Origin of the sequence: Streptosporangium sp. CA-115845 (assembly GCF_050943795.1) — a bacterium.
Classification (GTDB): domain Bacteria; phylum Actinomycetota; class Actinomycetes; order Streptosporangiales; family Streptosporangiaceae; genus Streptosporangium.
The window spans coordinates 6379580-6402822 of record NZ_CP191988.1 but is presented as its reverse complement, the minus strand read 5'-3'; the positions used below and the strand labels follow the sequence as shown (position 1 = coordinate 6402822).

16 protein-coding genes and 1 pseudogene are annotated in these 23243 nt (G+C 69.6%); 9 read left to right on the top strand and 8 right to left on the bottom strand.

Features of this window, described 5'->3' with window-relative positions:
- Positions 1 to 42: 42 nt before the first annotated feature.
- Positions 43 to 690, bottom strand: coding sequence for a sensor histidine kinase (locus tag ACQP0P_RS30885; protein WP_433361211.1), 648 nt, complete (start codon positions 688 to 690; stop codon positions 43 to 45).
- On the opposite strand from ACQP0P_RS30885, the gene ACQP0P_RS30880 reads away from it, so the two are divergent.
- Positions 644 to 1831: an MFS transporter gene (locus ACQP0P_RS30880; RefSeq protein ID WP_433361208.1), complete on the top strand. Its 1188-nt coding sequence runs from the start codon at positions 644 to 646 to the stop codon at positions 1829 to 1831. The two genes, ACQP0P_RS30885 and ACQP0P_RS30880, sit on opposite strands and share 47 nt — an antisense overlap.
- A 152-nt stretch (positions 1832 to 1983) precedes the next feature.
- Positions 1984 to 3318 (top strand): glycoside hydrolase family 6 protein, encoded by a 1335-nt coding sequence (locus tag ACQP0P_RS30875; RefSeq protein WP_433361205.1) that lies wholly within the window; start codon positions 1984 to 1986, stop codon positions 3316 to 3318.
- Between the two features lie 133 nt (positions 3319 to 3451).
- Here the strand turns inward: ACQP0P_RS30875 and ACQP0P_RS30870 are convergent, their stop codons facing one another.
- Positions 3452 to 3667, bottom strand: coding sequence for a hypothetical protein (locus ACQP0P_RS30870; protein WP_433361202.1), 216 nt, complete (start codon positions 3665 to 3667; stop codon positions 3452 to 3454).
- Positions 3668 to 3703: 36 nt separating this feature from the next.
- Here ACQP0P_RS30870 and ACQP0P_RS30865 point away from each other — a divergent pair, with 36 nt between their 5' ends.
- Positions 3704 to 4519 carry a hypothetical protein gene (locus tag ACQP0P_RS30865; protein ID WP_433361199.1) on the top strand — a complete coding sequence of 272 codons (816 nt, stop codon included), beginning with the start codon at positions 3704 to 3706 and terminating at the stop codon, positions 4517 to 4519.
- On the opposite strand, the gene ACQP0P_RS30860 is transcribed toward ACQP0P_RS30865, so the two are convergent.
- The 3 genes from ACQP0P_RS30860 to fxsA form a co-directional block, all read right to left on the bottom strand.
- Complete coding sequence (locus tag ACQP0P_RS30860) at positions 4455 to 6440, bottom strand: tetratricopeptide repeat protein (protein WP_433361196.1); 1986 nt, start codon at positions 6438 to 6440, stop codon at positions 4455 to 4457. The genes ACQP0P_RS30865 and ACQP0P_RS30860 overlap by 65 nt on opposite strands.
- Positions 6437 to 7315 carry an SIR2 family NAD-dependent protein deacylase gene (locus tag ACQP0P_RS30855; RefSeq protein ID WP_433361193.1) on the bottom strand — a complete coding sequence of 293 codons (879 nt, stop codon included), beginning with the start codon at positions 7313 to 7315 and terminating at the stop codon, positions 6437 to 6439. The genes ACQP0P_RS30860 and ACQP0P_RS30855 overlap by 4 nt, the downstream gene beginning before the upstream one ends.
- Positions 7316 to 7393: 78 nt before the next feature.
- Positions 7394 to 7570 carry an FxSxx-COOH cyclophane-containing RiPP peptide gene (gene fxsA / locus ACQP0P_RS30850; protein WP_433361190.1) on the bottom strand — a complete coding sequence of 59 codons (177 nt, stop codon included), beginning with the start codon at positions 7568 to 7570 and terminating at the stop codon, positions 7394 to 7396.
- Positions 7571 to 7849: 279 nt separating this feature from the next.
- On the opposite strand from fxsA, the gene fxsT (ACQP0P_RS30845) reads away from it, so the two are divergent.
- Complete coding sequence (gene fxsT / locus ACQP0P_RS30845; protein WP_433361187.1) at positions 7850 to 10387, top strand: FxSxx-COOH system tetratricopeptide repeat protein; 2538 nt, start codon at positions 7850 to 7852, stop codon at positions 10385 to 10387.
- A gap of 95 nt (positions 10388 to 10482) precedes the next feature.
- Here fxsT (ACQP0P_RS30845) and ACQP0P_RS30840 read toward each other — a convergent pair whose 3' ends face one another.
- On the bottom strand, positions 10483 to 12870 hold the full coding sequence (locus ACQP0P_RS30840; RefSeq protein ID WP_433382198.1) for an FxsB family cyclophane-forming radical SAM/SPASM peptide maturase: 2388 nt from the start codon (positions 12868 to 12870) through the stop codon (positions 10483 to 10485).
- A gap of 367 nt (positions 12871 to 13237) precedes the next feature.
- Here ACQP0P_RS30840 and ACQP0P_RS30835 point away from each other — a divergent pair, with 367 nt between their 5' ends.
- Both ACQP0P_RS30835 and ACQP0P_RS30830 read left to right on the top strand, forming a co-directional pair.
- Positions 13238 to 14434, top strand: a complete 1197-nt coding sequence (locus ACQP0P_RS30835; RefSeq protein ID WP_433361184.1) for an FxsB family cyclophane-forming radical SAM/SPASM peptide maturase — start codon at positions 13238 to 13240, stop codon at positions 14432 to 14434.
- Complete coding sequence (locus ACQP0P_RS30830) at positions 14431 to 15735, top strand: HEXXH motif domain-containing protein (protein ID WP_433361181.1); 1305 nt, start codon at positions 14431 to 14433, stop codon at positions 15733 to 15735. Before ACQP0P_RS30835 ends, ACQP0P_RS30830 begins: the two co-directional genes overlap by 4 nt.
- An 11-nt stretch (positions 15736 to 15746) precedes the next feature.
- On the opposite strand, the gene fxsT (ACQP0P_RS30825) is transcribed toward ACQP0P_RS30830, so the two are convergent.
- Positions 15747 to 18278, bottom strand: a complete 2532-nt coding sequence (fxsT, locus tag ACQP0P_RS30825; protein WP_433361178.1) for an FxSxx-COOH system tetratricopeptide repeat protein — start codon at positions 18276 to 18278, stop codon at positions 15747 to 15749.
- A 202-nt stretch (positions 18279 to 18480) separates the two neighbouring features.
- Between fxsT (ACQP0P_RS30825) and ACQP0P_RS30820 the strand changes: the two genes are divergently transcribed.
- From ACQP0P_RS30820 to ACQP0P_RS30810, 3 genes and pseudogenes are all read left to right on the top strand, one after another.
- Entirely contained in the window at positions 18481 to 18639 is a 159-nt protein-coding gene (locus ACQP0P_RS30820) for a hypothetical protein (protein WP_433361175.1), read from the top strand.
- A gap of 210 nt (positions 18640 to 18849) precedes the next feature.
- Positions 18850 to 19740: an SIR2 family NAD-dependent protein deacylase gene (locus tag ACQP0P_RS30815; protein ID WP_245651495.1), complete on the top strand. Its 891-nt coding sequence runs from the start codon at positions 18850 to 18852 to the stop codon at positions 19738 to 19740.
- Positions 19737 to 20858: pseudogene (locus tag ACQP0P_RS30810) on the top strand (hypothetical protein); the annotation flags it as partial. The gene ACQP0P_RS30815 and the pseudogene ACQP0P_RS30810, both read left to right, overlap by 4 nt.
- 715 nt (positions 20859 to 21573) lie before the next feature.
- On the opposite strand, the gene ACQP0P_RS30805 reads toward ACQP0P_RS30810, so the two are convergent.
- Complete coding sequence (locus ACQP0P_RS30805; RefSeq protein WP_433361172.1) at positions 21574 to 23034, bottom strand: MFS transporter; 1461 nt, start codon at positions 23032 to 23034, stop codon at positions 21574 to 21576.
- Between the last annotated feature and the right edge of the window lie 209 nt (positions 23035 to 23243).

The following is a 23243-nucleotide window of genomic DNA, read 5'->3' as shown; positions in this document are numbered from 1 at the left end:
TTCCCCTCCCGCCCGATCGGACCAGGCTCGGCCGGTTGGCTCTCAGCTTGTCCCCAGAACCGGGAGGGGCAGCCGGGCATGGACCCGGAAGCCCCCGTCCCGCAGGTGCCCCGTCTCCAGCCACCCACCGCAGAGTGCCACACGCTCGGCCATTCCGCCCAGCCCGAGACCGCCCCCGAAGTGGCCTTCGTGCCTCCGGCCGCCAGAGGGCGTACCGGGCCCGTCGTCGACCACCTCCACCTCGACCGCGGCGGGTTCGTAAGCGATCCTGACCCTCACCGGGGCGTTTCCGGCGTGCTTGCGCGCGTTGGTCAACGATTCCTGGACGATCCGGTAGACCGCGTGGTCGACCGCGGCGGGCAGCCGGCCGGGCTCGCCGGTCACCTCCAGGAGCGCGGGCTGTCCCGCCTCGCGAGCCCGGCCGACCAGCGCGGGCAGGGCGGCGGCGGCCCCGCGGGCGGGCGAGCCCGTCCCGGTACGGGTGGGGGAGTCGCCCGCCACGGGGGCGATCTCCGGGCCGGCCGGCTCGTTCACCCGGTCGGCGCGCAGCACGTGCAGCAACTGCCGCATCTCCGCCATGGCCTCCCGCCCGGCGAGCTCGGCGTTGAGCAGGGCGGCCTCGGCCCCGGCGGGATCGCGGGCCATGCTGTGGACCAGCCAGCTCTTCTCCGAACTGGGCGGCGAGATCACCTTCGTCTCCTTCCCGCTGCTGATCCTGGCCATGTCGGGCTCGCCGCTGGAGATGGGCCTCGCGTCGTCGGTGCTCGCGGTGGCGCACATGGTGGCGAACGTGCCCGCCGGGGTGGTCGCCGACCGGTGGGACCGCAAGAAGGTCATGCTGCTGTGCCACGGTGCCCGTGCCCTGGCGATGGGCAGCGTGGTCGTGGCGTTGCTCCTGGGCACGTACGCCTTCCCGCACATCCTGCTGGCCGCCGCGGTCGAGGGCTTCTTCAGCTCGGTCTTCCAACCGGCGGAGCACGCCGCGCTTCCCCAGGTGGTGCCCGAGTCGCAGCTGTCGCAGGCGGTCGCCCGCAATACCGCGCGCCCCTTCATCGCCACCCTGCTCGGTCCCGCGCTGGCGGGTTTCCTGTTCACCCTGCACCACACGGCACCCTTCGGCGCCGACGCGATCATGCTCGGCCTCTCCTTCGTCACGCTGCTCTTCCTGCGCCTGCCACGGCGGGCGGCCCCCGCCGCGGTCCCGAGGGGAGGTCCGGCCGTGGGCGGCGTCGCCGAGGGGATCCGCTGGGTGGCGGGACACCGGGTCATCAGGACGACGCTGGTGTGGATGGTCTCCGCCAACCTCGTCTTCAGCGCGCTCGTCATCATCGTCCTGGCGATGTCGGGGGAGGGGGTGAGCGCCGGCGAGGTGGGCCTGACGATGGCGTGCATCGGTGCGGGGGGCCTGCTGGGCGCACTGGCCGCGGCTCGCCTGCACGCCGCCCTCCCGCCGGCCCTGACCATTGCCGGCTTCCCGCTCATCGCCGCGGTGATGACCGCGGCGATGGCGCTCGTCCCGAGCGGCATCCTCCTCGGGGTGCTTCTCGGCGGTGCCGCGTTCCTCGCACCGGTCGCGAACACCACGGTCCTGACCTACCGGCTCACGGTCACCCCCGACCACCTGCGCGGCCGCCTGTCCGGCATCGCGGGGCTCTTCTCCGGCGGGGCCGCCGCCCTGGGGCCGATGGCCGGCGGCTTCCTCATGACGGCAGGTGACGGCCCGGCCGCCGTGCTGGTCTGCGCGGCCGGCCTGGCACTTGTCGCGCTGGGTACGCTGCTCAGCCCGACACTGCGCCGGTTCCCCGTGCTGTCACCCACCGATCGGGGGTGAGCCGCGACATTGAAACTTTCATCCGCTGTGACGGGCGTTCGCACAGGTCAGCGCGTCCTGGTGTGAGGGGGCAGGGGTGCCTGCTGTATCCGGGGGTGGCTGGCCGCTTATGGTGGGAGCGCTCCCATACATCCCCCCGAAGGAGTCGATCCATGCCAAGAAGGTCAGTTCTGGCCATGCTCTGCGCGGCTCTGGTGATCGGGTCAGGTGCCGCGGTCACCGTCGCCTCCGGCGCGTCCGCGGCCGACTCCCCGTTCTACGTCGATCCGGAGACCGGCGCCGCCAAATGGGTCGCGGCCAACGCCGGAGACTACCGGGCGCCGGTCATCCGCGACCGGATCGCCGCCGTGCCGCAGGCCCGCTGGTACACCACCACCAACACCTCCACCATCCGCGGCCAGGTGTCGTCGTTCGTCGGGGCGGCGGCCGGCGCGGGCAAGATCCCGATACTCGTCGTCTACAACATCCCCAACCGCGACTGCAGCGGCGCCAGCACCGGCGGGGCGCCCAACCACACGGCCTACCGGCAGTGGATCGACGAGCTGGCCGCCGGTCTCCAGGGACGCCCGGCGTCGATCATCCTGGAGCCCGACGTGCTCCCGATCATGACCAACTGCATGAGCTCCTCCCAGCAGCAGGAGACCAACGCCTCCATGGCGTACGCCGGCAAGAAGCTGAAGGCCGCCTCCTCCTCGGCCAAGGTCTACTACGACATCGGGCACTCGGGATGGCTGTCGGCCTCCGACGCCGCGGCCCGGCTGAACGCCGCGGACGTCGGAGGCAGCGCGGACGGCATCTCCGTCAACGTCTCCAACTACCGGTGGAGCTCCACCGAGGTGGCCTATGCCAAGAACGTCATCTCCGCCACCGGTGTCTCCCGGCTCCGCGCGGTGATCGACACCAGCCGCAACGGCAACGGCCCGCAGGGCAGCGAGTGGTGCGACCCGGGCGGCCGGGCGATCGGCACGCCGAGTACCAACGCCACCGGCGACTCGGCGATCGACGCGTTCCTCTGGATCAAGCTGCCGGGCGAGGCGGACGGCTGCATCGCCGGGGCGGGGCAGTTCGTGCCGCAGCGGGCCTACGACCTGGCCATGGCGGCTCCGCAGCCCACCGCGACCCCCACCCCGACCGTCACTCCCACTCCCACTCCGACCCCGACCGTCACGCCGACCGGCGGCAAGGCCTGCACGGCCTCCTACAAGCTGGTCAGCTCCTGGCAGGGCGGTTTCCAGGCCGAGGTGACCGTGAAGAGCAGCGGAGCCCAGGCGATCACGGGCTGGACGGCGAGCTGGTCGTTCCCCGGTAACCAGAGCATCACCCAGCTCTGGAACGGGCAGCACACCCAGAGCGGCGCCGGTGTCTCGGTGCGGAACGTGTCCCACAACGGCAACCTCTCCTCGGGCGCCTCGACGTCCTTCGGGTTCACCGGCAGTTGGTCCGGGACCAACGGCGTGCCCTCCTCGGTCAGCTGCACCGCCGCCTGACCCGGTGGTGCGACCCTGAATCCGGTACGGCTCGCACGGTATGCCCCCCGTGCGAGCCGTACCGGATTCTCGCGTCTTCCCCGCGGTTTCGTGGCCGAAAGCGAGAACCGGGGTCCTGGGCCCGGCCCGCGCGCTAACCTGAGCTTTTGCCCGGCGGAGGGCTGCGGAGCAGACCGGCCGGTTTGTCCTCACCCTTGCCGCCGGCACCCTGGCCATCGCCTTCGGCGGTGGCGGCGCCCTCGCCGTCGACGGTCTCGGCCAGGGGCGTCGCCGGCCGGTCACGGTCTGGGTCCCGTCCGCCGGGCGGAACATCGCGCGCCACGAGGTCCGGACCGCCGACAATGGGCATAGCTGTTTCGACGGTGCCGAATGGCTGGGGGTCGATGTGCGGTGGCTGCGAAGAATCGGAAGTGATTTCAAGGCTCGGCAGCACATCGACGCGTACGCCCTCACGATCGTCGTCTTCGGTTTCGCGTTCCTGTCAATCGTCAGCGACGCGCTGGACGACAACCTCAGATGGGCGGTCCTGCTCTCGGGAGTGGGACTGCTGCTCTACCGGATCACCCTTCCCGCGGAACTCGCCGAATCTCCCGACGGGCTGCTGAACGACCGGTCGGTGTACGACAGCGCGCCGCTGTCGTCGCTGCTCGCCCACGCGCGTGACGTCCGGGTGTTCGCCCCCTCCGCGGTCAACCTGCTCTCCGCGCAGACCTGCGAGATCATGCGCAACACGGTGCTCGCGCGGGAGAGGGGGCGCGTCCGGATCGTCATTCTCGACCCCCTGGAGAAGGGGGCGGTCCAGCAGGCCGCGAAGCAACTGGACGACTCGATCGAGTTTCCCGTCCAGCGGCTTCCCGCCGCGCTGGAGAGCACCATGGAGCGCCTCCGCCTGATGAACGGCTGGAAGACCGTGGGCGAGTTCGAGTACCGCCTCCTTTCCTACAGCCCGGGATTCAGCCTTGTGCTTCTCGACCCGGAGACCCCGCGGGGCCGGGTGATCGTGGAGATTCACGGCTTTCACAATCCCTCGACCTCGTCGCGCATGCATCTGGAGCTGACCCGCGGCCGCGACGAGCGCTGGTACACCTACTGGGTGGAGCAGTTCAACCACATATGGGAGGCGGCGAGAACCGATGTCACGCCGTTTTCCGGAGAAAATCCTCAGCCTGCTTCCGGAGATGCGGTGGAAGCCCGGGAGTGACCGCGCCGAGCGCCCGCGAGGCGAAATCCTCGGCGGTCGCGTGCTGACCCAGCAGGGCATGGACGCGTGCGGCCCGCAGCAGGACCGGCCCGCTGTCCGACCCGTCGGCGGTCGCGTCGAGGATCTCCTGCCCGGCGGCGTCGAACCGTCCGGCCAGGGCGAGGGCCAGCGCCCTGGCCGCGATCGTGGTGGGCCGCTGGTGCCGTCTCACGCGATCCAGGTCGCGCAGGGCCTCGCCGGGCCTTCCAAGATCGGCGAGGATCTCCCCACGCAGCGCCAGCGTCTCGACGGGGGGTTCGCTGGCGAGCGCCACGGCGCCGTTGAGAAGGGCGAGCGCGGCACGTGGCTGTCCCAGGTGCCACAGGGCCTCCCCGAGCGCCAGTTGTGCGGGCAGGTCGTTGGGAACCCAGGAGAGCGCGGCGCGCAACTGCTCCACCGCCTTGGCGTACTCGCCCTGGGCCAGCCAGAGCCGTCCCTCCGCGGTCAGCGCCGAGGCCACCCCGTTGAACCGCTGGAGCGTCGCGAACACGTCGGCCGCCTCCTCGAACCGGCGGTGCGCCCCCTGCACCTCGCCTCCCGCCGCCGCGACCTCCCCCAGCACGACCAGGGCCTCGGCCCGCACCCAGGACTCGCCGGGCCCCGAGGCGCGGACCGCCTCCTCCGCGAGGTCGCGGGCCGTCTCCCAGTTCCGTCTGGCCATTGCCGCCCGCGCGTCACCGAGGTAGGTCGCCGGGTGCTGCGACTGGCGTACCGAGCCGATCAGGCGGTCGTGCTGTAGCTCGTACCAGCGGATCCCCAGCCGATGCTCGCCCCGCAGCAGGTGACGGTCCTCCAGCGCCTCGGCGATGGCGTTCGGCATGCCCGCCGTCTCACGGAGGCCCTCGTAGACGGTGTTGCGCGTCCCGTGCTCGGTGACGAAGGTCCTGCGCAGCCAGGAGCGGATCTCGCTCGACGTGACCCCCGACTCGGCCGCGACCTGCGCCAGCATCCGCTCGCAGAAACCGGTCAGGAAGTGGTCGACGTTCACGTGCAGGTTCACGTGCTCGGCGGTGATCTCGTGCAGGCCCGGCGGCAGCGAGTCCCACAGCGCGGAGCAGACGACCTGCAGCTGGACGGGCTCGACGGTGCTGAGCGTCACCGTGGTCGTCTGTCCCTCGTCGTTGAGGAAGGGGACGGTACGCAGGTCGTCGACGAGTCGTTCGGCGGCCCCCGGGGCGAAGGACCGGCCGGTGCGCTCAAGGGGTCTCGTGGTGGCGTCGAGCGCCGCCGCGCGCGAGAGCGGCAGCAGCTGGAACCGCGCCCGCGAGCCCCGGCCCAGCGGGCGCTCGTACGGCAGTACGGAGGCCAGGTACTCCTCGCGCAGCGAGAGCAGCAGGTGGAGCCCGTCGTGCTCCTCGACAGCCCTCGCGAGCTGGCGCAGCAGCGCGTGGCGCTCCTCCTCCCGGTCGGGCGGACCACCGAACAGCTCCTCCGCCTGGTCGACGGCGACCAGGGTGGGCACCGGGTCACCGTACCGGTCGACGCGTTCCGGGCGTCCGGCCAGGAAGTCCGAGACCGTCAGCCCGGCCAGCACGGACAGCGGCTCCTCCGGCGCCCAGGCCGACAGCAGCGCCAGCACGTACGGGTTGCCGGTGACCCTCGGGCGCAGCGAGGTGATCCCGCGGGGCGACACGCGGGCCACGGGCAGCACGTCGGCGCGTTCGGGCTCGATGCGCGGCAGGACACCCGCGTGCAGCAGGGACGTCTTGCCGACCCCCGAGGCGCCGAACAGCACGGTGAGACCGGTGGCCTGCCAGATGGTGGAGATGTCGCGCCCCTCGCGCTCCCGCCCGAAGAACAGCGCGTGCTCGTCGCGGTCATAGGGGCGTAGCCCCACGTACGGGTGGACGGTCCCGTCGTTCCGGTGAGTCGCGTCTGTCATGGTGTCCGTCCCATTCTCCGCCGGAGCTCCGCGCAGAACTCCGAGGCGGTCCCCAGGAAGATCGAGATGTTCCAGCCGTCGAGATAGTGGGCGATGTAGCGCCTGGCCTTGCGCTCCGCGTCGCTCGCCGATCCGTTGATCTCGGGCATCAGCTGCACGCTCACGTGCCGCCGCTTGTTGCTGCGCGGCGTGCCGCGCATCAGGCCGTGGAACAGCACCCGAAACGTCCAGTCCTGCAGGCTGTAGCCGATGAAGAGCAGTGGCCGGGCGGTCATCGCCCGCAGGATCGGGGTCGGCAGCGGGTGCCTCCCGCCGGTCGCGACGACGTCCACCATGTTGACGAGGTAGGTCAGGTAGTCGGCCTCGGTCAGTACCAGTGACGCCGGTTCGGACCAGCTTCCGTGCAGATGGTAGACGAGGGGACGGTCCACCGTCGGCTCCGGCAGGGCGGGCGCGGCGGCGGGATCGGCCTCCCACCAGGGGGAGACGGCGACGTGGGGCTCCTTGCCCTCGGCCCGCAGCGCCTCGGCCAGGAAGTCGTCGTAGTTCGTGGTGAGGAACGTCGTCACGGGGAAGCCGGCCAGCAGCCGGTGCGGCTCTTCCGGATCGCCGGGAGCGGGCCCCCCGTGAGAGCGGAGAAGCCTGCAGACCCCCTCCTTGAGATCCACCGGATCCCGCACCACCGCCGCGCCGTACTGCATCACGCGGGCGAGATTGCCCGGGTCGGAGAACGGATAGCCGTAGTGGAGGGCGTACCGGTTACTCAGAGCGGCACCGGTGGGGAGCGTCCCGGCGCAGGCGCCCGCCCCGAGGAAAGGGGTGCAGTCACCCCTGTGGAGCTGGTCGATCAACCGTTGCCAGTCGACATCGTCCACGGTCCCACCATTGTTGTCGACAGAAAGTGCCAGTCTCGCACTCCAATGTCGCACATTGGTGGGTTATCACCAAGGTTTCTATATGGAGGAGTCGAATCCGGCCACCGGCCCCGCGTCCCCGTCGGCGGCTATTCGCCGGCGGACCAGGTCCAGGATGGAATCGCCGATTTTGTCAAGATCGGCCAAGTTCAGGTCCGTCAGGTCGATCAGACCTTTGCCGGAATCGATGTTAGCGGTGGCGGCTTCCTCGCTCATGCGGACTCCCTTGCGCCCACGGCGAGACGCACGCGTCCCCGGATCTCCGAGCGTCCTCGCCTACGCCTTGATGATTACATCCTTTCGGTGTTCAGGCGAGTACTCGGGAAGATAATTTGGCGGGTGAGACTATATAGTTGACCGGAAAATAGGCATTTTAGGGTGTGACAGAGATCCGCCGTTGAGGTGCGGCAATGAGACTCTGACCCCTTCGCTTATGCGCTCGCGGAGGCCCGGAGCCATAAGCTGATTCCCAATCGGGCGAGTGGAGGCCGTCGCGTGCCCATTTCACAGTCTTCGGGGACTTCCCGCCTGCCGGGACGCCAGCCCCAGATCTGGGGCAGGATCCCCCAGCAGAACAAGAACTTCACAGGTCGTGAAGGCCTCCTCGACAAGCTGCACACCGGCGTCACGTCCGAGGTCACCGCCGTGGTGCCGCACGCCCTCCACGGGTTCGGCGGTGTCGGCAAGACCCACGTCGCGATCGAGTACGCCTACCGCTTCCGGCACGAGTACGACCTGGTCTGGTGGATACCCGCGGACCAGCCGATGCTGGTGCGCTCCTCGCTGGCCGCGCTCGCCCCGCACCTGGGCGTGCCCTCCTCCGCCGCGATGGGGGTGGAGGACGCGTCCGCCGCCGTGCTGGACGCCCTGCGCCGCGGTGACCCGTACTCCCGGTGGCTGCTCATCTTCGACAACGCCGAGCAGCCGGAGGACATCAACGACATCATCCCGCGGGGCCCGGGGCATGTCCTGATCACCTCACGCAACTACGCCTGGCAGAGCGTGGTCGACACCGTGCCCGTCGACGTCTTCAGCCGGGCGGAGAGCATCGAGTTCCTCACCAGGCGGGTCCCCGGCTCGACCAGCCACGAGGACATGAACCGGCTGGCCGAGCAGCTCGGCGACCTCCCGCTCGCGCTGGAGCAGGCCGGAGCCCTGCAGACGGAGACCGGGATGTCCGTCGAGCAGTATCTCCGGCTGCTCGACGAGCAGACGGCCCAGCTGCTCGACGCCAACAAGGCGTCGGACTATCCGCTGTCCATGACGGCGGCGTGGTCGCTGTCGGTGTCACAGCTCAAGGCGAAGCTGCCCGAGGCCGTGGAGCTCCTGCGCTGCTGCGCCTTCTTCGGACCCGACCCCATCCCCCGTGACGTGTTCGGGGCACTTCCCGACGACCTCGCGGCCGGGTCGCGTCTTGGCCCGCTTCTCGACAATCCGATCCTGCTGAGCCGGGCCATCAGGGAGCTGGGCCGATACGCCCTGGCGCGGATCGACTCGGAGAACCGGACCATCCAGGTCCACCGGCTGGTTCAGGCACTGCTCCGTGCCGAGCTGGGCTGGGAGGAGCACGTGTCCTTCCGCCACGAGGTGCACCTCATGCTCGCCGCGGCGGCGCCGGGCCTTCCGGACGACACCGTCCTGTGGCCGCGCTACGCCGAGCTGCTCAGCCACATGACACCCGCGATGGTGGAGGCCGGTGAGGATCCCCGCATCCGTCGCTTCGCCCTCGACGTCGTGCGCTACCTCTACTCGTCCGGGGGCTACCAGTCGGCAAGCGACCTGGTCAAGGGCTTCATCGCCAGATGGCGGGACGACAGCGGGGACGAGGACCAGCATGTGCTCTCCGCGCAGCGGCATCTCGGCATCGTCCTTCGCGAGCTCGGCGACTACCGGGCCTCCTTCGAACTCAACCGCGAGACCCTGACGCGGATGAGGAGGGTTCTGGGACCCGACCACGAGGAGACGCTCCTGCTCACCAACAGTCATGGCGGAGACCTGCGGATGAGAGGTGACTTCACGGCGGCTCTGGCGCACGACAGGGAGTCGCTGCGGCGGCACCAGAGCGTGTTCGGCCCCCAGCATCACCGGACGCTGCGCGCCATGAACAACCTCGCCATCGACTATCTGCTGCTCGGCGACTACGAGAAGGCGTTCGAGCTGCAGGAGACCACCTACCGGCTGCACCGCCGTCCCGACTCGGGATCCAGCAAACAGAACATCCTCACCTCGGGCAACGGTCTCTCACGTATCGTGCGGCTCAGAGGTGACTATGCCGAAGCCTGTGACCTCGGCGAGGACGCGTACGAATTCGGGGTGCAGGAACTCGGCCCGGACCATCCCTGGACCCTGCGCACGGCGAAGGATCTGTCCATCGCCAAACGGCGGGTGGGGCAGATCGACGAGGCGTTCGACCTCGCGCAGGCGACGTACGAGCGAGAGGAGCGCATCTTCGGGCGCGACCACCACGACACGCTCGCGGCGGCACTGTGCCTGGCCAACGTGCAACGCACCAGAGGTGAGATCACCGAGGCGCTGGAGCTGCTGCGGGATGTGACGGCTCGCTATCCCCGCATGTACGGCGACGAGCACCCCTTCACCTTCGGCTGTGACATGAACCTGGCGCTGCTGCTGCGGGTCAACGGGCAGATCGAGGAGGCGAGCCGGCTCGATCTGAGCTCCCTGGAGGGTTTCGACCGCACGCTCGGCCGCGAGCACCACTACTCCCTCACCTGTGCGATCAACCTCGCCAGCGACTTCGCGGCACAGGGGGATGCCCCCAGTGCCAGGCGGCTGGGGCAGGAGACGCTGGCCCAGCTGCGCGAGCTGCTGGGGGTGGACCACCCGCTCACTCTCGCCTGCGCGAACAACCTCGTCATCGACCTGCGGGCGGAGGGTGCCTTCGAGGAGGCCCAGGCGCTGGAGGCCGACACCTTCGAGCGCTACCAGCGGGTGCTGGGCAACGAGCATCCGGACACCAGGGTCGCCATGCGCGGTGAACGGCTCGACTTCGACTTCGACCCGCCTGCCCTCTAGGCCCGGTCGCCTGGACCTTCTGCCCGCCACGGCCGGTCGGGCGGCGCCTCGCCGCCCGACCGGCACTCGCCACGGCACGATCCGGCGGGCAGGGGCTAACCGTTGCGTTCGAGCCAGCGCGCGTAGTGGTCGTCGGCGCGTGCGCGGCCCAGGGCCCGGGCGCGGGCCGGCACGCTCTCCTGTGCCCAGCGGTCCAGGCGCAGGGCCATTCCGGTCGCGAAGTTCTCGCCGGCCGGGGTCAGCCGCCCACTGCCGAGCAGGGTGCCGGTCACCAGGTGAGCCGCCTCGCGCCAGCGGAAGAACTCCGAACTCGCGCGCAGGGCCGCCTCCCCGGTCTCCAGGTGGCGCTGGCGCATCCAGAAGCCGGCCACGCCCAGGAAGGCGTAGGCCCCCTGGAGCAGGCCGGGCACGGGACGGGGATCCTCGCGCCAGGGAGCGTAGTAGCGCCTGCCGTCGTCGGGAAGGGTCAGGGGGACCAGGTCGAGCAGGGCCGAGAGTTTCGCGTGCTGCGTCTCGTGGGTCAGGGTGACCGCGAACGTGGAGGCGTCCGGCGGCGTCGACAGGGCCACGCAGCCGTACGTCTCGCCGGACGTCGAGCTCGACTGGCCCCGGGCCGGGGCGACCAGCGGGGTGAGGACCGTGATCGCCGTGACGACCTCATCGGCCACGGCGCGGTGGTGGCGCACCAGCAGATGCCACGCTCCCTCCAGCGTCGACTGCCAGCGCTCGGTCTCGGCCTCGGTCAGACGCCCGCCGATGTTCGTGGTCTCCGGCATCCGGTACGGGTCGAGGTCGTCGATGACCAGGTGCAGCGGCACGCCGTCCACCTCGGTGGAGAGCGATCGCAGGCCTCTCCACCCGGGAGCGTCCCGGCCGGGGTCGCGCGGGACGGTGACGATGACCCCGTCCGCGGTGACCTCGGCACCGCCCTCGGCACACTCCACCGTGGCCCATGAGACGGTCGGCGACAGGATTGCCTGGCCCAGAGAGGGCAGCGTGACGACCCCCTCCACCGCGGGCACGTCGATGTCGCAGGCCGTGCCCGAACGGATCGCCGCCGCGGCGGCGAGCGCGGCGAGCTGCCCCGGTGCCGCGTCCTCGGCGTGAGCGTCGAGCATCTTGACCGTCCGCCGTGCCCAGGCGCCCACCGAGGGGTGGCGCAGAACGGTGTCGACGGCGCCGGGATGACGGCGCTGTACCGTGGCGAGCAGGTCGTAGGCACGGCGGGTGACGGCGGCGTCCGGGTGGCCGTTCGCGCGCGCGGCCTCCAGCACTCCCCGTACCAGAAGCACGTGCTTGCTGTGCTGCGCCGCGGAGAGCTTGGCGACCGCGGCGGCGCCGCCACCGCCGGCGGCGAGCTTGGAGAACACCCCGGCCGTGATCCGGTGCTCACGCAGGTTCATCGTGTCCCTTCCCCGTCGTTTCGATCGAGCCGCCAGATCGGCCTCGACAGTGCTCTTGACGTGCTCGATGAGTCGGAGCAGGTCGGGGGAGTAGACGGAGGGGTTGGCGAAACCGTGGCCGGAGCGGTAGCGGTGGGCGTACAACCCTCCTCCGCAGATCCGTGACACCGGGCAGGCCCGGCAGGTGGGGCACAGGGCCAGTTCGCCGATCTGGCGGGCGGCGATCGAGGGAAGGAGCAGGGCGTCGTCGAAGGAGTCACGTGTCACGTGCAGCCCGGTCTCGGGGGCTCCCTGGTAGGCCGACTTCAGCACGTCCGACTGCTCGATGCCGCCGTCGGTCTCCACCACCACCATCCCCGCGGGGGACAGGCCTATCTGCTCGCTCGACGACGAACCGCCGAGCAGCACGTGGATGATCTCGCCGAACATCCGGACCCGGGTGGGCCTGCGCGCCGCGCCGTACCACCGGTCGAAGATCGGGATGAGCCAGTCCGCGTACGGTGTCGTCTCCTCGTGGGGGAGCCGGCCGGCCGGGGGCGCCGACCAGTTGCCGTGCGGGAGCAGGAAGTCGACGGCCGGTGGGTCGAAGGCGAGGAGCGCCTCGTAGACCCCGATCGGGTCGTTTCTGAGGTCGACGGTGCACAGCAGGCCGCTGAAGAGGTGCCTGAAGGTGGGCGAGGTCAGCAGCCGCAGGGCTCGGGACACCTCGGCATGGCTGCCGCGGCCGCCTGCGCGTCTGCGGCTGCGGTCGTGCATCGTCTCGTCACCGTCGAGGCTCACCCCGACCCGGATGTCCAGTTCGTCGAGGAGCCGCAGATAGCTCTCGTCCAGGCGTAGCCCGTTGGTCTGCAGGCTGGCCCTGACCCGGGTGCCGGCGGCCGCCGAACGGATCCGGGTGACGGTCTCGCGGATCGCCTCGGGGCCGGCGAGCAGTGGCTCGCCCCCGTGCAGGATGATCTCGATGTCGCGCAGGCCGTGCCGGTGGGCGTGCTCGGCGATTCTCGCGGCGGTGGCGGCGACGGTCTCCCGTGACATTTGTTTCGGGCGTGTCCGCCACGACGAATCGGCCATTTCGTACATATAGCAATATTTGCAGGCGAGATCGCATCTGCTGTGGATCTTCAGGATGAACTGCCGGAACGGCGTCGGTCTCCAGCCGTCGGCCGTCAGCCTGCCGATGTCGAGAGTCGACGGCCACTCGCGCACCGCTGATCAGCCCCCTGGTGAGACCACGTTATGTGATGCCCGAAAGATGCTTCCACGATAGATGATGGCCGGGCGCCGTTCCAGAGAGGGATGAAACCCTTCGGTCATGTCGTGGAGACCACTATTTGTAAGCCTGGAACTTGACTATTTGGGCAAAATCATGCCAGATAGGAAATGGCGCAAGAGAGGTGTGCCGCGTTTGCCTGAGAAACTTGACCCAATAATCCCGTCACCCAGAAGCGTGTTCCCGGCGACGCTCGATGTCAGGGGATTGCTGGAATCAGGGTGGCGACCGGCGGCTTTCCGGCAGTTCATCCTGAAGATCCACAGCAGGTGCGACCTCGCCTGTCGCCACTGCTACATCTACGAGATGGCGGACCAGTCCTGGAGGGCACAGCCGAGGCGCATGTCGGAGGCGATCGTCGACCGCACGGCGAAGCGCATAGCCGAGCACGCGCTCACCCACGAGCTGGCCGAGGTGGAGGTCGTCCTGCACGGCGGTGAGCCCCTTCTGGCCGGGCCGGATCTCATCTCCTACGCCGTGCGCACCATCAGGGGGGCCGCAGCCGACGTCGGGACCCGCGTCCACGTCGGTGTGCAGACCAACGGGCTGCGCCTGGACGAGAGCTACCTGCGGCTCTTCGACAGCCTGGAGATCCGGGTCGGGGTGAGCCTGGACGGCTACGAGGAGGGTCACGACCGGCACCGGCGCCATGCGGACGGCAGGGGAAGTCACGCGAAGGTGGCGGCCTCGCTCCGCAGGCTGACCGGCGGTCCCTTCCACCACCTGTTCAGCGGCCTGCTGTGCACCGTCGACGTCCGCAACGATCCACTGGCGACCTATGAGGCGCTTCTGGAGTTCGATCCCCCGGCCGTCGACTTCCTGCTCCCGCACGGCAACTGGTCCACCCCGCCGCCCTTCCGCGTTCCGGAGGCGGGGGTGACGCCGTACGCCGACTGGCTCATCCCGATCTTCGACCGCTGGTACGGATCGGTCGCCGACCAGACGGAGGTCCGGCTGTTCCGCGAGATCATGCGCCTGCTGACGGGAGGCGCCTCGCGCAGCGAGACCGTGGGACTCTCACCCGCCCGGATGGCCGTCGTGGAGACCGACGGCAGCATCGAGCAGTCGGACATCCTGAAGTCCAGTTACCACGGGGCGGCCGCGACCCGCCTGCACCTGCTCCGCGACTCGTTCGACGCCGCGCTCACCCACCCGTCCATGGCCGCCAGGCAGATCGGCGAGCTCGCGCTGGCACCCGCCTGCCTGGCCTGTGACATCCACTCGGTCTGCGGCGGCGGGCTGTACGCGCACAGATACAGCGAGGCCGCCGGCTTTCTGGGGCCCTCGGTCTACTGCCCCGACCTGTACCGGCTGATCACCCATATCCGCACCCGGCTCGCGCGGGATGTCGCCAGGCTGAAGGGAAGCCGATGAGGCACGGTTCGCGGCAGGTGTCCGACAAGACGTTTCTCACGCTGGCGGCCGGTGAGGGCGGAGCCGACGCCGTGGCCGAGCTACGGGCCGCGCAGCGCGCCAGGAACAGGGTGCTGGTGCGAGGTGTCGTCGGTGAGGCACGGTCGGCCGGGCACCCCGGCGCCGCCCTGGCGATGCGCGCCTATGGCCTGCTGGCCGATCTGGAGGGGCAGGCGGACGAGGAGGTCGAGCGCCTGCTGAGGTATCCGGCGGTGGGGGCGTGGGCGTGGCGGACCTGCCGGTCCCTGCGCAGCGGGGGCGACAGCCGCGACGATCCCGCGCAGCTGGGCGCGCTGGCCGTGGTGGTCGCGGTGAGGGCCCGGATCCGGTGCCGGGTCCGGTTGCCAGCCCGCGACGGCACGATCATGCTGCCGTCCCTGGGGCGCCTCACCCTACCCGCCGGTGCGCCGGCCACGGTCGATGTCGAGGTGCGACCGGACGGGGACGGCGCCGAACTCGACGCCGGCGGCCTGACGGTCCGCGTCGACCCCTCGGGAGACCGGCCCGGCTGGCAGGCGCTGCACGGCTGGTCGGTGACCCCGGGGTTCGACCTGGTCGTCGACGACCTCGACCCGTACCGGTGGCCGGTGGCAGAGGTCACCGAGCCGCGGCTCGGCCGCGAGCGGCTCCGCGCGTGGCGGGCGCACCTGGACGACGCGTGGCGTGTGCTGACCGCCCACCACCGGCACGTGGCGGAGGAGGTGAGCTGCACGGTGTCGGTGCTCACCCCCGTCAAGGCGCCGGACAGGGGGCAGAACAGCGCTTCCACCCGCGAGGCGTTCGGGACCGTCGCCATGTCCGACCCGTGGCACGGCCTGGGGCTCGCCGCCACGCTCGCGCACGAGATCCAGCACGCGAAGCTCACGGCGCTGACCGAGGTGATCCCGCTGACCCTGCCGGACGACGGCAGACGCTACTACGCGCCCTGGCGGGATGACCCGCGCCCCGCCTACGGGCTGTTGCAGGGTTCGTACGCCTATCTCGGGGTGGCGGAGTTCTGGCGGAGGCAGCACCGGTTCGAGCGGGACGCCGAGGCGTTCCGGGCACGCGTGGAACTCGCCCGGTGGAGGCGGGGCGCCTACCAGGTCACCGGCACGCTGCTGGCCAGCGGGAGCCTGAACGAGCGCGGAGAGGAGTTCGTGGCCTGCATGAGGAGAACTCTCGAAGAGTGCGCCGCCGAACCGGTGGACGACCTCGCGGAGGCACAGGCCCTCCGCGAGGCGGCGCGGCACCTCGACGCCTGGCGGAGGCGCAACACCTGACCCTGGCGTGATCAGATCGGCGGGGGGTCGAAGTCGCAGTCGATGCGCCGGCCCTCGCTCGCGAGGATGGCGTCGGGGTGACCGGCCTCCAGCGGGCGCTCATAGTGCCGCATCGTGTCGTGATACAGCAGCTCGGCCTCCTCCTTCGCGCCGGCGGCTCTCAGGTCGAGGACGAGGTTGCCGGCGCAGGCCAGGCTCAGGAAGTGGTTCTCGTCGAAGAGCTTCCGCAGCCTGTTCAGCGTCTCCCTGCCGAGCTCGCACGCCTGGGTGAACTCTCCCAGGAGCGAGAGGTCCGTCTGGAGGCTGATGGCGCACGTCAGCGGGTAGTGGTGGTCCCTGCCGACCTTGGTGATCAGGCCGCGCACCACCTGCTCGTTCAGGTGGCGGGCGGTCTCGACCTCGCCTCGCAGGCGGTGCAGGATCGCCAGGTTGCCGCCGCAGGCGAAGCCGTAGGGATGCTCATCACCGAACACCCGGGGATACAGCGCGACCGTCCTGTTCGCTATCGCGAACGCCTCGTCGAGGTCGCCGGTCACCCGCAGGGAGTTGGACAGGTTGATCGCGGCCGCCATCGTGTCGGCGTGCTCGTCTCCGAAGAGCCGCTGGAGCCGGGTGTGCGTGTCACGCGCGAGGTCCAGCGCCTCGGAGACCTCTCCGGCCCGGCGCTTGGCGATGGACAGGTCCTTGGCCGTCAGCAGGGTGAAGTGGTGGTCGAGTGTCAGCTCCTGGACGCCGTAGGCGTAGGCCTCCTCGCCCAGGTCGCAGGCCTCGGTGTAGTCGCCGCAGAGCCGCACCGCCCTGGCCAGGCCGTTCCAGGACAGCAGCAGGGTGCTCTTGCCGATGCCTGCCATCGCGTCGCTCATCTCCAGGTATGTCTCCTGGTGCAGCCGTCGTGCCGCCTTGTAGTCACTGGTCAGCGCGTAGTCGAGGGCCAGGCTGTTGAGCACGCGCAACGTGGCGGGGTCGCTGGGGCCCCGGTTGGCGATGTGGGCGTCCCGGGACTCACCGTCCAGCTTGCGGGCGGCGGCGAAGTCGCCACGGGCCCGCAGGGAGGCCCCGTACCCGTTGGTCGTCAGGAGCGTCTCGCGGTGGTCGGGGCCGAGGACGGCGCGCATGTCGTCGAGGGTCTGGTGGTCGACCTCGTACGCCGCGGCGTACTGGCCGAGCGCCCGCAGGACGTTGCCCAGGTGCCGGTGCGCGACGAGCACGTCCAGGTGCTGCGGCCCGCTGACCTCGGTCCATCTCCTGATGAAGCCGGTGAGGAAGGAGTGGGCCGACTGGTAGTTGCCCGACGTGTACAGGTAGCGGACCACGTTGAGGGCGAACTGCCTGGCCGCGGGGTCCGTGCACTCCTCCAGACCGGAGGGGGAGACGTGCGCGACCAGTTCCTCGAAGCTGCGCCACCTGTCGGTCTCGTCGGGGTCGTTCGGGGCGCTGCCGGCCAGCAGCACGTGCACCTCGTGTCGGATGTCCGTCTGATCCTCTTCCGGCAGGTCGTCACGGAGCAGTGCCTGGATCAGCCGGTGAACCTGGATCGTGCGGGTGGTGGGCTCGATCCTGGCCAGGGCGAAGCGTCTCAGCTCGCTCAGCGCCGTGGCGAGCAGGATCGGATCGGAAAGGATCTTGCTGAGCCGGGGAACGACGGCCTTGTTGCCCCTGCGGAAGACGTCGCGCGGAATGGGCTCGGGGCCGAAGAAGGCACAGCATCGCAGGAGCGTGATGGCCTCGGGGAGGCGGTCCTGCAGGAGCGACACCGACACCTTCCATGCCGCCGTCATCGACAGCGGATAGCCCGGTGCCCTGTTGACGCCCAGCAGCCTGCTCGCCTGCTCGCCGAGCTGCTCCAGGTACTCGTCGACGGACATGCCGGTCTCGTACTGCAGCGCGCCGGCCTGCTCCAGAGCCAGCGGGAGGTCGCCGAGCTGCTCGGCCAGCCGCGAGGCGTCGTCGTCGGGAACCTCCCGGCGCAGGCGTTTCTTCAGGAACGCCACGCTCTCCTCGCGGGTGAAGACGTCGACCTGGAGGGTCTCGAAGTGGTCCTCCCACTTGGGGTTGCGCGAGGTGATCAGGACGTGACCCGGCCCGCGCGGGATGAACTCCTCGACCTGTCCCGGATCCTCGGCGTTGTCGAAGATCAGCAGCCAGCGGCGGTAGGGGTTGCCGTTCTGCAGCGTCCTGCGCACGGACTCGGCGGCCTCCTCCACACCGGTGGCGGAGGCGGGAGGCAGCCCCAGGTGGGGTGCCATCGCCGCCAGCGCGGAGGGCACCAGCACGCGCTGGTCGGCGGGGATCCACCAGACGAGGTCGTAGTGCGACCGGTAGCGGTGGGCGTACTCGATGGCCAGGTGTGTTTTGCCGACACCGCCCCACCCCTGCAACGCCTGGGGCTGGGGCACGACGGCGGTGACGGTGCTGATGCCCTGGCGGAGCCTGACAAGCAGGTCGTCCCGCCCGGTGAAGTTCCTGTTGCGGGGCGGCACCTTCTCCCAGACCTCGGGCTGCCGTTCCGGCACCGTGTTCGCCGCGTGTGAAAGCTCCACCACCTCGGGCCTCCGTTTTTTTAGCCAAAGGGATCGTACGGTCATCCTAAAGGTTGATTCGGCGAGTGGGGTATTACAGAATCGCATAGTAGGAAGAAAGCGGCCTGGAGACTTTCGAAAGGGACGTCGTTTCACCCTTTTTTAGGACGTCCCAAACCCGAGTAGTGGTCGAAGCCGGATCTGGAGCGATGTAAGGGGAGCACGTATGCGCGATGGCGGCTCAAGATCAAACATTCTCGTCGACCTCGGAGGTCTCTCCCTGGAGATGCTCGGTGAGATCGAGGACCACTCCCTGCGGAGGGCGCTGGAGCCGTTGTTTCTGGAGACGGCGGAGCCGACGGCCGGATTCACCAGCTCGATCTGAACGGTCACCCTGCCGTTTCACGCGGGTCACGGCAGAAAGGTGATCGTGAATCATTCGCCTGCTCCGGGCGTGCCGTCGGGACAAGCGTCGGCGAGACAAGAGGTGCCTTCCCTCGCCGGAGGGATTGACCATGCCAATAGAGTCGTACGGCATCGAGTCCATGATCCGATTGGACCTCTTGCCCGTGAGGTGGTGCCCTGCGTGCATGACATGGGGGAGGCCGAGTGGGAACGCCTGCTCGACCAGCTGAACAGCGGGGACTGCACGCCGTTCCTGGGGTCCGGGGCGTGCGTGGGCACTCTGCCGACCGGGACGGCGCTGAGCCGCGACATGGCGCGCCGATGGGACTATCCGTTCGACGACGACCATGATCTCCCACGGGTGACGCAGTTCGCGGTGATGCGATATGGGGATTCGGTATATGTGAAGAGGCGGATCTGCGACGAGCTCGACGCCGGGGGCGCGCCCGACTTCCTCGACCCTCTCGAACCGCACGGTCTGCTCGCGAGCTTCCCGCTTCCGGTATATCTGACGACAAACTACGACGACTTCATCCTGCGCTCACTCGAAGCCGTGGGAAAAAGACCGAATGTGGCCGTCTGTCCATGGAACAAAGGGCTGGCCTACGCCGAGGATCTGTTCAGCAGCGAGGCGGGCTGGAATCCCAGGCCCGAGGCCCCGCTCATCTATCACCTGCACGGCAGCCTGCAGGATCCGGCGTCGATAGTGCTGGCGGAGGACGACTATCTGGAGTTTCTCACCAACCTCGCCGTGGACGGTGTCGCGGGCGGCCAGCGGATGCTGCCCACCTCCATTCTTGCGGCGCTGACCAGGAGACCCCTGCTGTTCATCGGATACAGCCTGCAGGACTGGACATTTCGCGTGCTTTTCCATGGGTTGTTGAAAGCCGTTCCCGGAATCAACCGCCGCAGGCACGTGAGCGTCCAGCTCGCCCCCTCGCTCGCCAGCACGAAGGCGGACGTGCTGGAAGTCCAGCGTCAGCTGGCCAGATACTACGAAGACTGGCGGATCTCCATCTTCTGGGGGACGGCGGAGGAGTTCTGCCGTGAGCTGCGCCGGCGGATGGGACCGGTGCCGTGACCTCTGACGTGACCTCCGACCTTGTCCGGCCAGACGCGGCCGGTCAGCCGTACGTCGGCCTGCGGGCCTTCCGCCGCGAGGACCGAGCCAAGTTCTTCGGCCGCGACAGGGAGGCCTACGAGGTCTCCGACCTGTGGCAGGCCGGGCGCCTGACCGTGCTGTACGGGCCGTCGGGCGTGGGCAAGACCTCGCTGATCCAGGCGGGCGTGCTCCCGCTGCTGGACACCGGCAGGACCGACGTCCTGCCGATAGGCAGGGTGTCGCACGGCTCGCCCTTCCCCTCGGCCGCGCTCTCCCGGCACAACCCGCACGTGTTCGCGCTGCTGTCGTCGTGGTCTCCCACCGAGACGCCCACCCGGCTGGCGGGGCTGACGATCCGTGAGTTCCTCAGCAGGCGCCCGCCGCGCCAGGACCCCTATGGCGACCCGGTCCTCACCCTGGCCGCGATCGACCAGGCCGAGGAGCTCTTCGGGGACTTCGCCCACCGCCAGCCGTATCGGGAATGGTTCATCGGCCAGCTCGTCGAGGCGCTTGACGACGACCCGAACCTGCGCCTTCTCATCTCGATCCGCGAGGACTACCTCGCCGCGATCCTTCCCCACGAGCCGAAGCTGGCGGGCATGGCCAGGAGCCGTTTCTCCCTGACCGCCCTTGACACGGCCGCCGCGGTCCGGGCGACCGAGGGCCCGCTGGAGGGAACGGGACGCTCGTTCGCCCCGGGCGCGGCGCGTGGCCTGGTGGACGACCTCCGCATGATCAGGGTCGGCAGGGCGCTGGGCGAGGAGGTCGTCGCCGACGCCAAGGCGGTCGAGCCCGTCCAGTTGCAGGTCGTGTGCTCGGCCATGTGGCATTCCCTGCCCGAGGACGTGCGGGTCATCTCCTCGGACCACGTCCGCAGGTTCGCCAACGCCGATCGTTCCCTCACCGACTTCTCCGAGCGGATGATCTCCGAGGTGGCCCACGACCACTTCGGCGACGACGTCGCCGAGCTCAGGAGCTGGCTGCGCCGCTGCTTCATCACCGAACTCGGCACCCGCGAGGTCGTCTACCAGGGGGAGACCGTCACCGCCGGCATGCCGAACGTGGTGGTCCGGGCGCTGGTGGACCGACACATCCTGCGTGAGGACATCAAGGCGGGCACGCGCTGGTGCGAGCTGTCGCACGAGCGTCTCATTCAGCCGATCCTGCAGAACGACCGCCTCGTCGTGCAGGCCGAGAGCCGGTCTCTTCCCGACGACTACCTGCGGGCCGCCGAGCTCTCGTTCCGCGACGGGGAGTTCGCGCTGGCCGCCAAACAGGCCGAGGAGGCTCTGGAGCGGTGTGGCGACAACACCAGGATCCGCGCGGAGATCGAGTCCTTTCTCGGCAACGTGGCGCACCGGCGGGAGGACTTCGAGAAGGCCGTGTCGCACTACCGCACCGCCGCGGTCCTCTTCGAGACGCTGGGGGCGACCTCGGCCGTCGGCGGCCTTCTCGCCGGGATCGGCCGGCTGCGGCTGGCCCAGGGGCGTCCCTCGGTCGCGGTGCGGGAGCTGTACTCGGCGATACGCCGCGTCCCCAACGACATGAGCATCCAGACCGAGCTCGCCTGGGCGCTCTGGTACGACGGCCATCCCGATGCGGCGCGTGACGTTCTCAACGACGTGCTGGGAAGGGAGGGAAACCTCACCGAGGCGTTGCGGGCGCGGGGCGAGATCCTCGCCGGGCTCGGCCAGGCGGAGGCGGCGTTGCGCGACCTCGACCGGGTCAGGCCGCTGCAGTGGCCCTCCACCCGGGCCGCCCACGCCCTCGCGCTGGCCCTGCTGGGGCGCTTCCCCGAGGCGAGGCGGGAGATCAGGGCTGTGCTGGCCGAGGTGGGAGATCACGGTCCGGTGCTGCTGTATGCCGCCCGGATCGATGCTCTGGCCGGCGATACCTCGGCGGCGGCCGATCTGGCCCGGAGGGCGGGGACGGCGAGGGCGCCCACCCTCCCTGCCCATCTCGCGGCCGAAGCGGCTCGGTTGGTCGCCGCGTCGTGAGCACCCGCGTGGCCCCGGTCGCCCGGATCTCCCTGGCCGTCCCGGAGAGGCCGAGCCGCGTATAGAGGTTCAGCAGTGCCGCGAGCGTCACCACCAGGGCGACGCAGAACATCAGGCCGGCCAGGATGACGGCCGCCATCCGGACGCCCGCCATGGCGACCAGGGTCCCGCCGAGGGGGGCCGCGACGCACACGGCGCTGTACGTGACGAGCCGGTGCACGCTCATCACCCGCCCGAGCTTGCCCTTGTCGACGGTGTCGACCTCGAAGGTCCTGATGGCCACGTTGCTGAGCGCCCCGGTGCACCCGGTCAGCAGTATCGCGAGCCCGAAGAAGACCGGCCCGGCACCGTACGCCGCGATGAGGAGCGCCAGCACCCAGATCCACAGCTGGGCGAAGAGTGTGGAGTTCCTCGGCTTGAGCTTGAGGTAGGGAGCCAGGCTCGATCCCGCCACCCCGCCCATCCCCCCGGCGGCCAGTACCAGGCCGACCTCGTAGGAGGGCAGGTTCGCCGACCCGGCGATGAAGATCATGATGAGCGCGTTGACCATCAGATTGGTGACCATGGTCAGGGCCATGGCCTTGCGCAGGAACGGGTGTCTCGCCAGTTCGTTGAAGCCGTCGGCGATCTCCCGCAGCAGGTGCCGTCCCGCCAGGCTTCTGAGCCCGTCGACGAGCCCGCCGGCGATCTCGCGGATCGCGTGCGACCGAGGCCGGTGCTCTCTCCCTCCGCCCGCCATGCTCAGCGGGGACAGCAGCGCCAGGAAGAACAGCGCGGAGTTCACCGCGAAGGACGCCACCTGCATGATCCCGAAAAGCCATCCGCCCAGTGGCCTGCCCGCCAGCACCGCGACGTGCGAGATCGTCTCGCTCCTGGCCATCGCGACGGAGACCTGGTCCCTCGGGACGAGGGACGAGATCAAGGCCGTCTCCGCCAGCGAGTAGACGACCCACAGCGTGCCCTCCAGAAAGGCCGCCACCAGTAGGTGCGGGAGCGACGGCCAGTCGAGGGCGAGTGCGAGGAACACGCTGAAGACGGCCAGCCCCCGCAGGGTCTCGGTGAGGAGCATGAGCGAGCGCGGGTTCACCCGGTCGGCCAGGACGCCCGCCGGAATGTAGAAGATCAGGACCGGAAACGTCAGGGCGAAGCTGGTCCAGCCCGCCTGCACCGGAGATCCGGTCAAGGCCAGTGCGAGGAGGGGATAGGCGACGCTCACGGCTCGTGATCCCACGGTGGAGAACGTCAGTCCCAGCCAGACACGGGCGAATTTTCTCATCGGCTAGTTCGAAGTCGCTCTCTAATCCCTGGCCTTATCACGACTTAGCCGCCCGCCGTCCCCGTCCGCGTCCCTGGGGACACTTCACAAGGCGACGGAGGATAGAGCTATCCCGACTCCCACCAGATGGCGTTTCCTTACGAAAAGTCGCAGGATTCAACAACAACGAGAGCCCGTTTCGGTGAAACGGGCCCCAGCGGTGTCGCTAA

What these genes read in the sequence shown, in the direction of transcription:
- ACQP0P_RS30880 (WP_433361208.1), top strand. Translation starts at nt 644, where the DNA reads ATGCTGTGGACCAGCCAGCTCTTCTCCGAACTGGGCGGCGAGATCACC.
- ACQP0P_RS30875 (WP_433361205.1), top strand. Translation starts at nt 1,984, where the DNA reads ATGCCAAGAAGGTCAGTTCTGGCCATGCTCTGCGCGGCTCTGGTGATC.
- ACQP0P_RS30870 (WP_433361202.1), bottom strand. Translation starts at nt 3,667, where the DNA reads ATGCCCATTGTCGGCGGTCCGGACCTCGTGGCGCGCGATGTTCCGCCC.
- ACQP0P_RS30860 (WP_433361196.1), bottom strand. Translation starts at nt 6,440, where the DNA reads ATGACAGACGCGACTCACCGGAACGACGGGACCGTCCACCCGTACGTG.
- fxsA (WP_433361190.1), bottom strand. Translation starts at nt 7,570, where the DNA reads ATGAGCGAGGAAGCCGCCACCGCTAACATCGATTCCGGCAAAGGTCTG.
- ACQP0P_RS30840 (WP_433382198.1), bottom strand. Translation starts at nt 12,870, where the DNA reads ATGTACGAAATGGCCGATTCGTCGTGGCGGACACGCCCGAAACAAATG.
- ACQP0P_RS30830 (WP_433361181.1), top strand. Translation starts at nt 14,431, where the DNA reads ATGAGGCACGGTTCGCGGCAGGTGTCCGACAAGACGTTTCTCACGCTG.
- ACQP0P_RS30820 (WP_433361175.1), top strand. Translation starts at nt 18,481, where the DNA reads ATGCGCGATGGCGGCTCAAGATCAAACATTCTCGTCGACCTCGGAGGT.
- ACQP0P_RS30815 (WP_245651495.1), top strand. Translation starts at nt 18,850, where the DNA reads ATGGGGGAGGCCGAGTGGGAACGCCTGCTCGACCAGCTGAACAGCGGG.
- ACQP0P_RS30805 (WP_433361172.1), bottom strand. Translation starts at nt 23,034, where the DNA reads ATGAGAAAATTCGCCCGTGTCTGGCTGGGACTGACGTTCTCCACCGTG.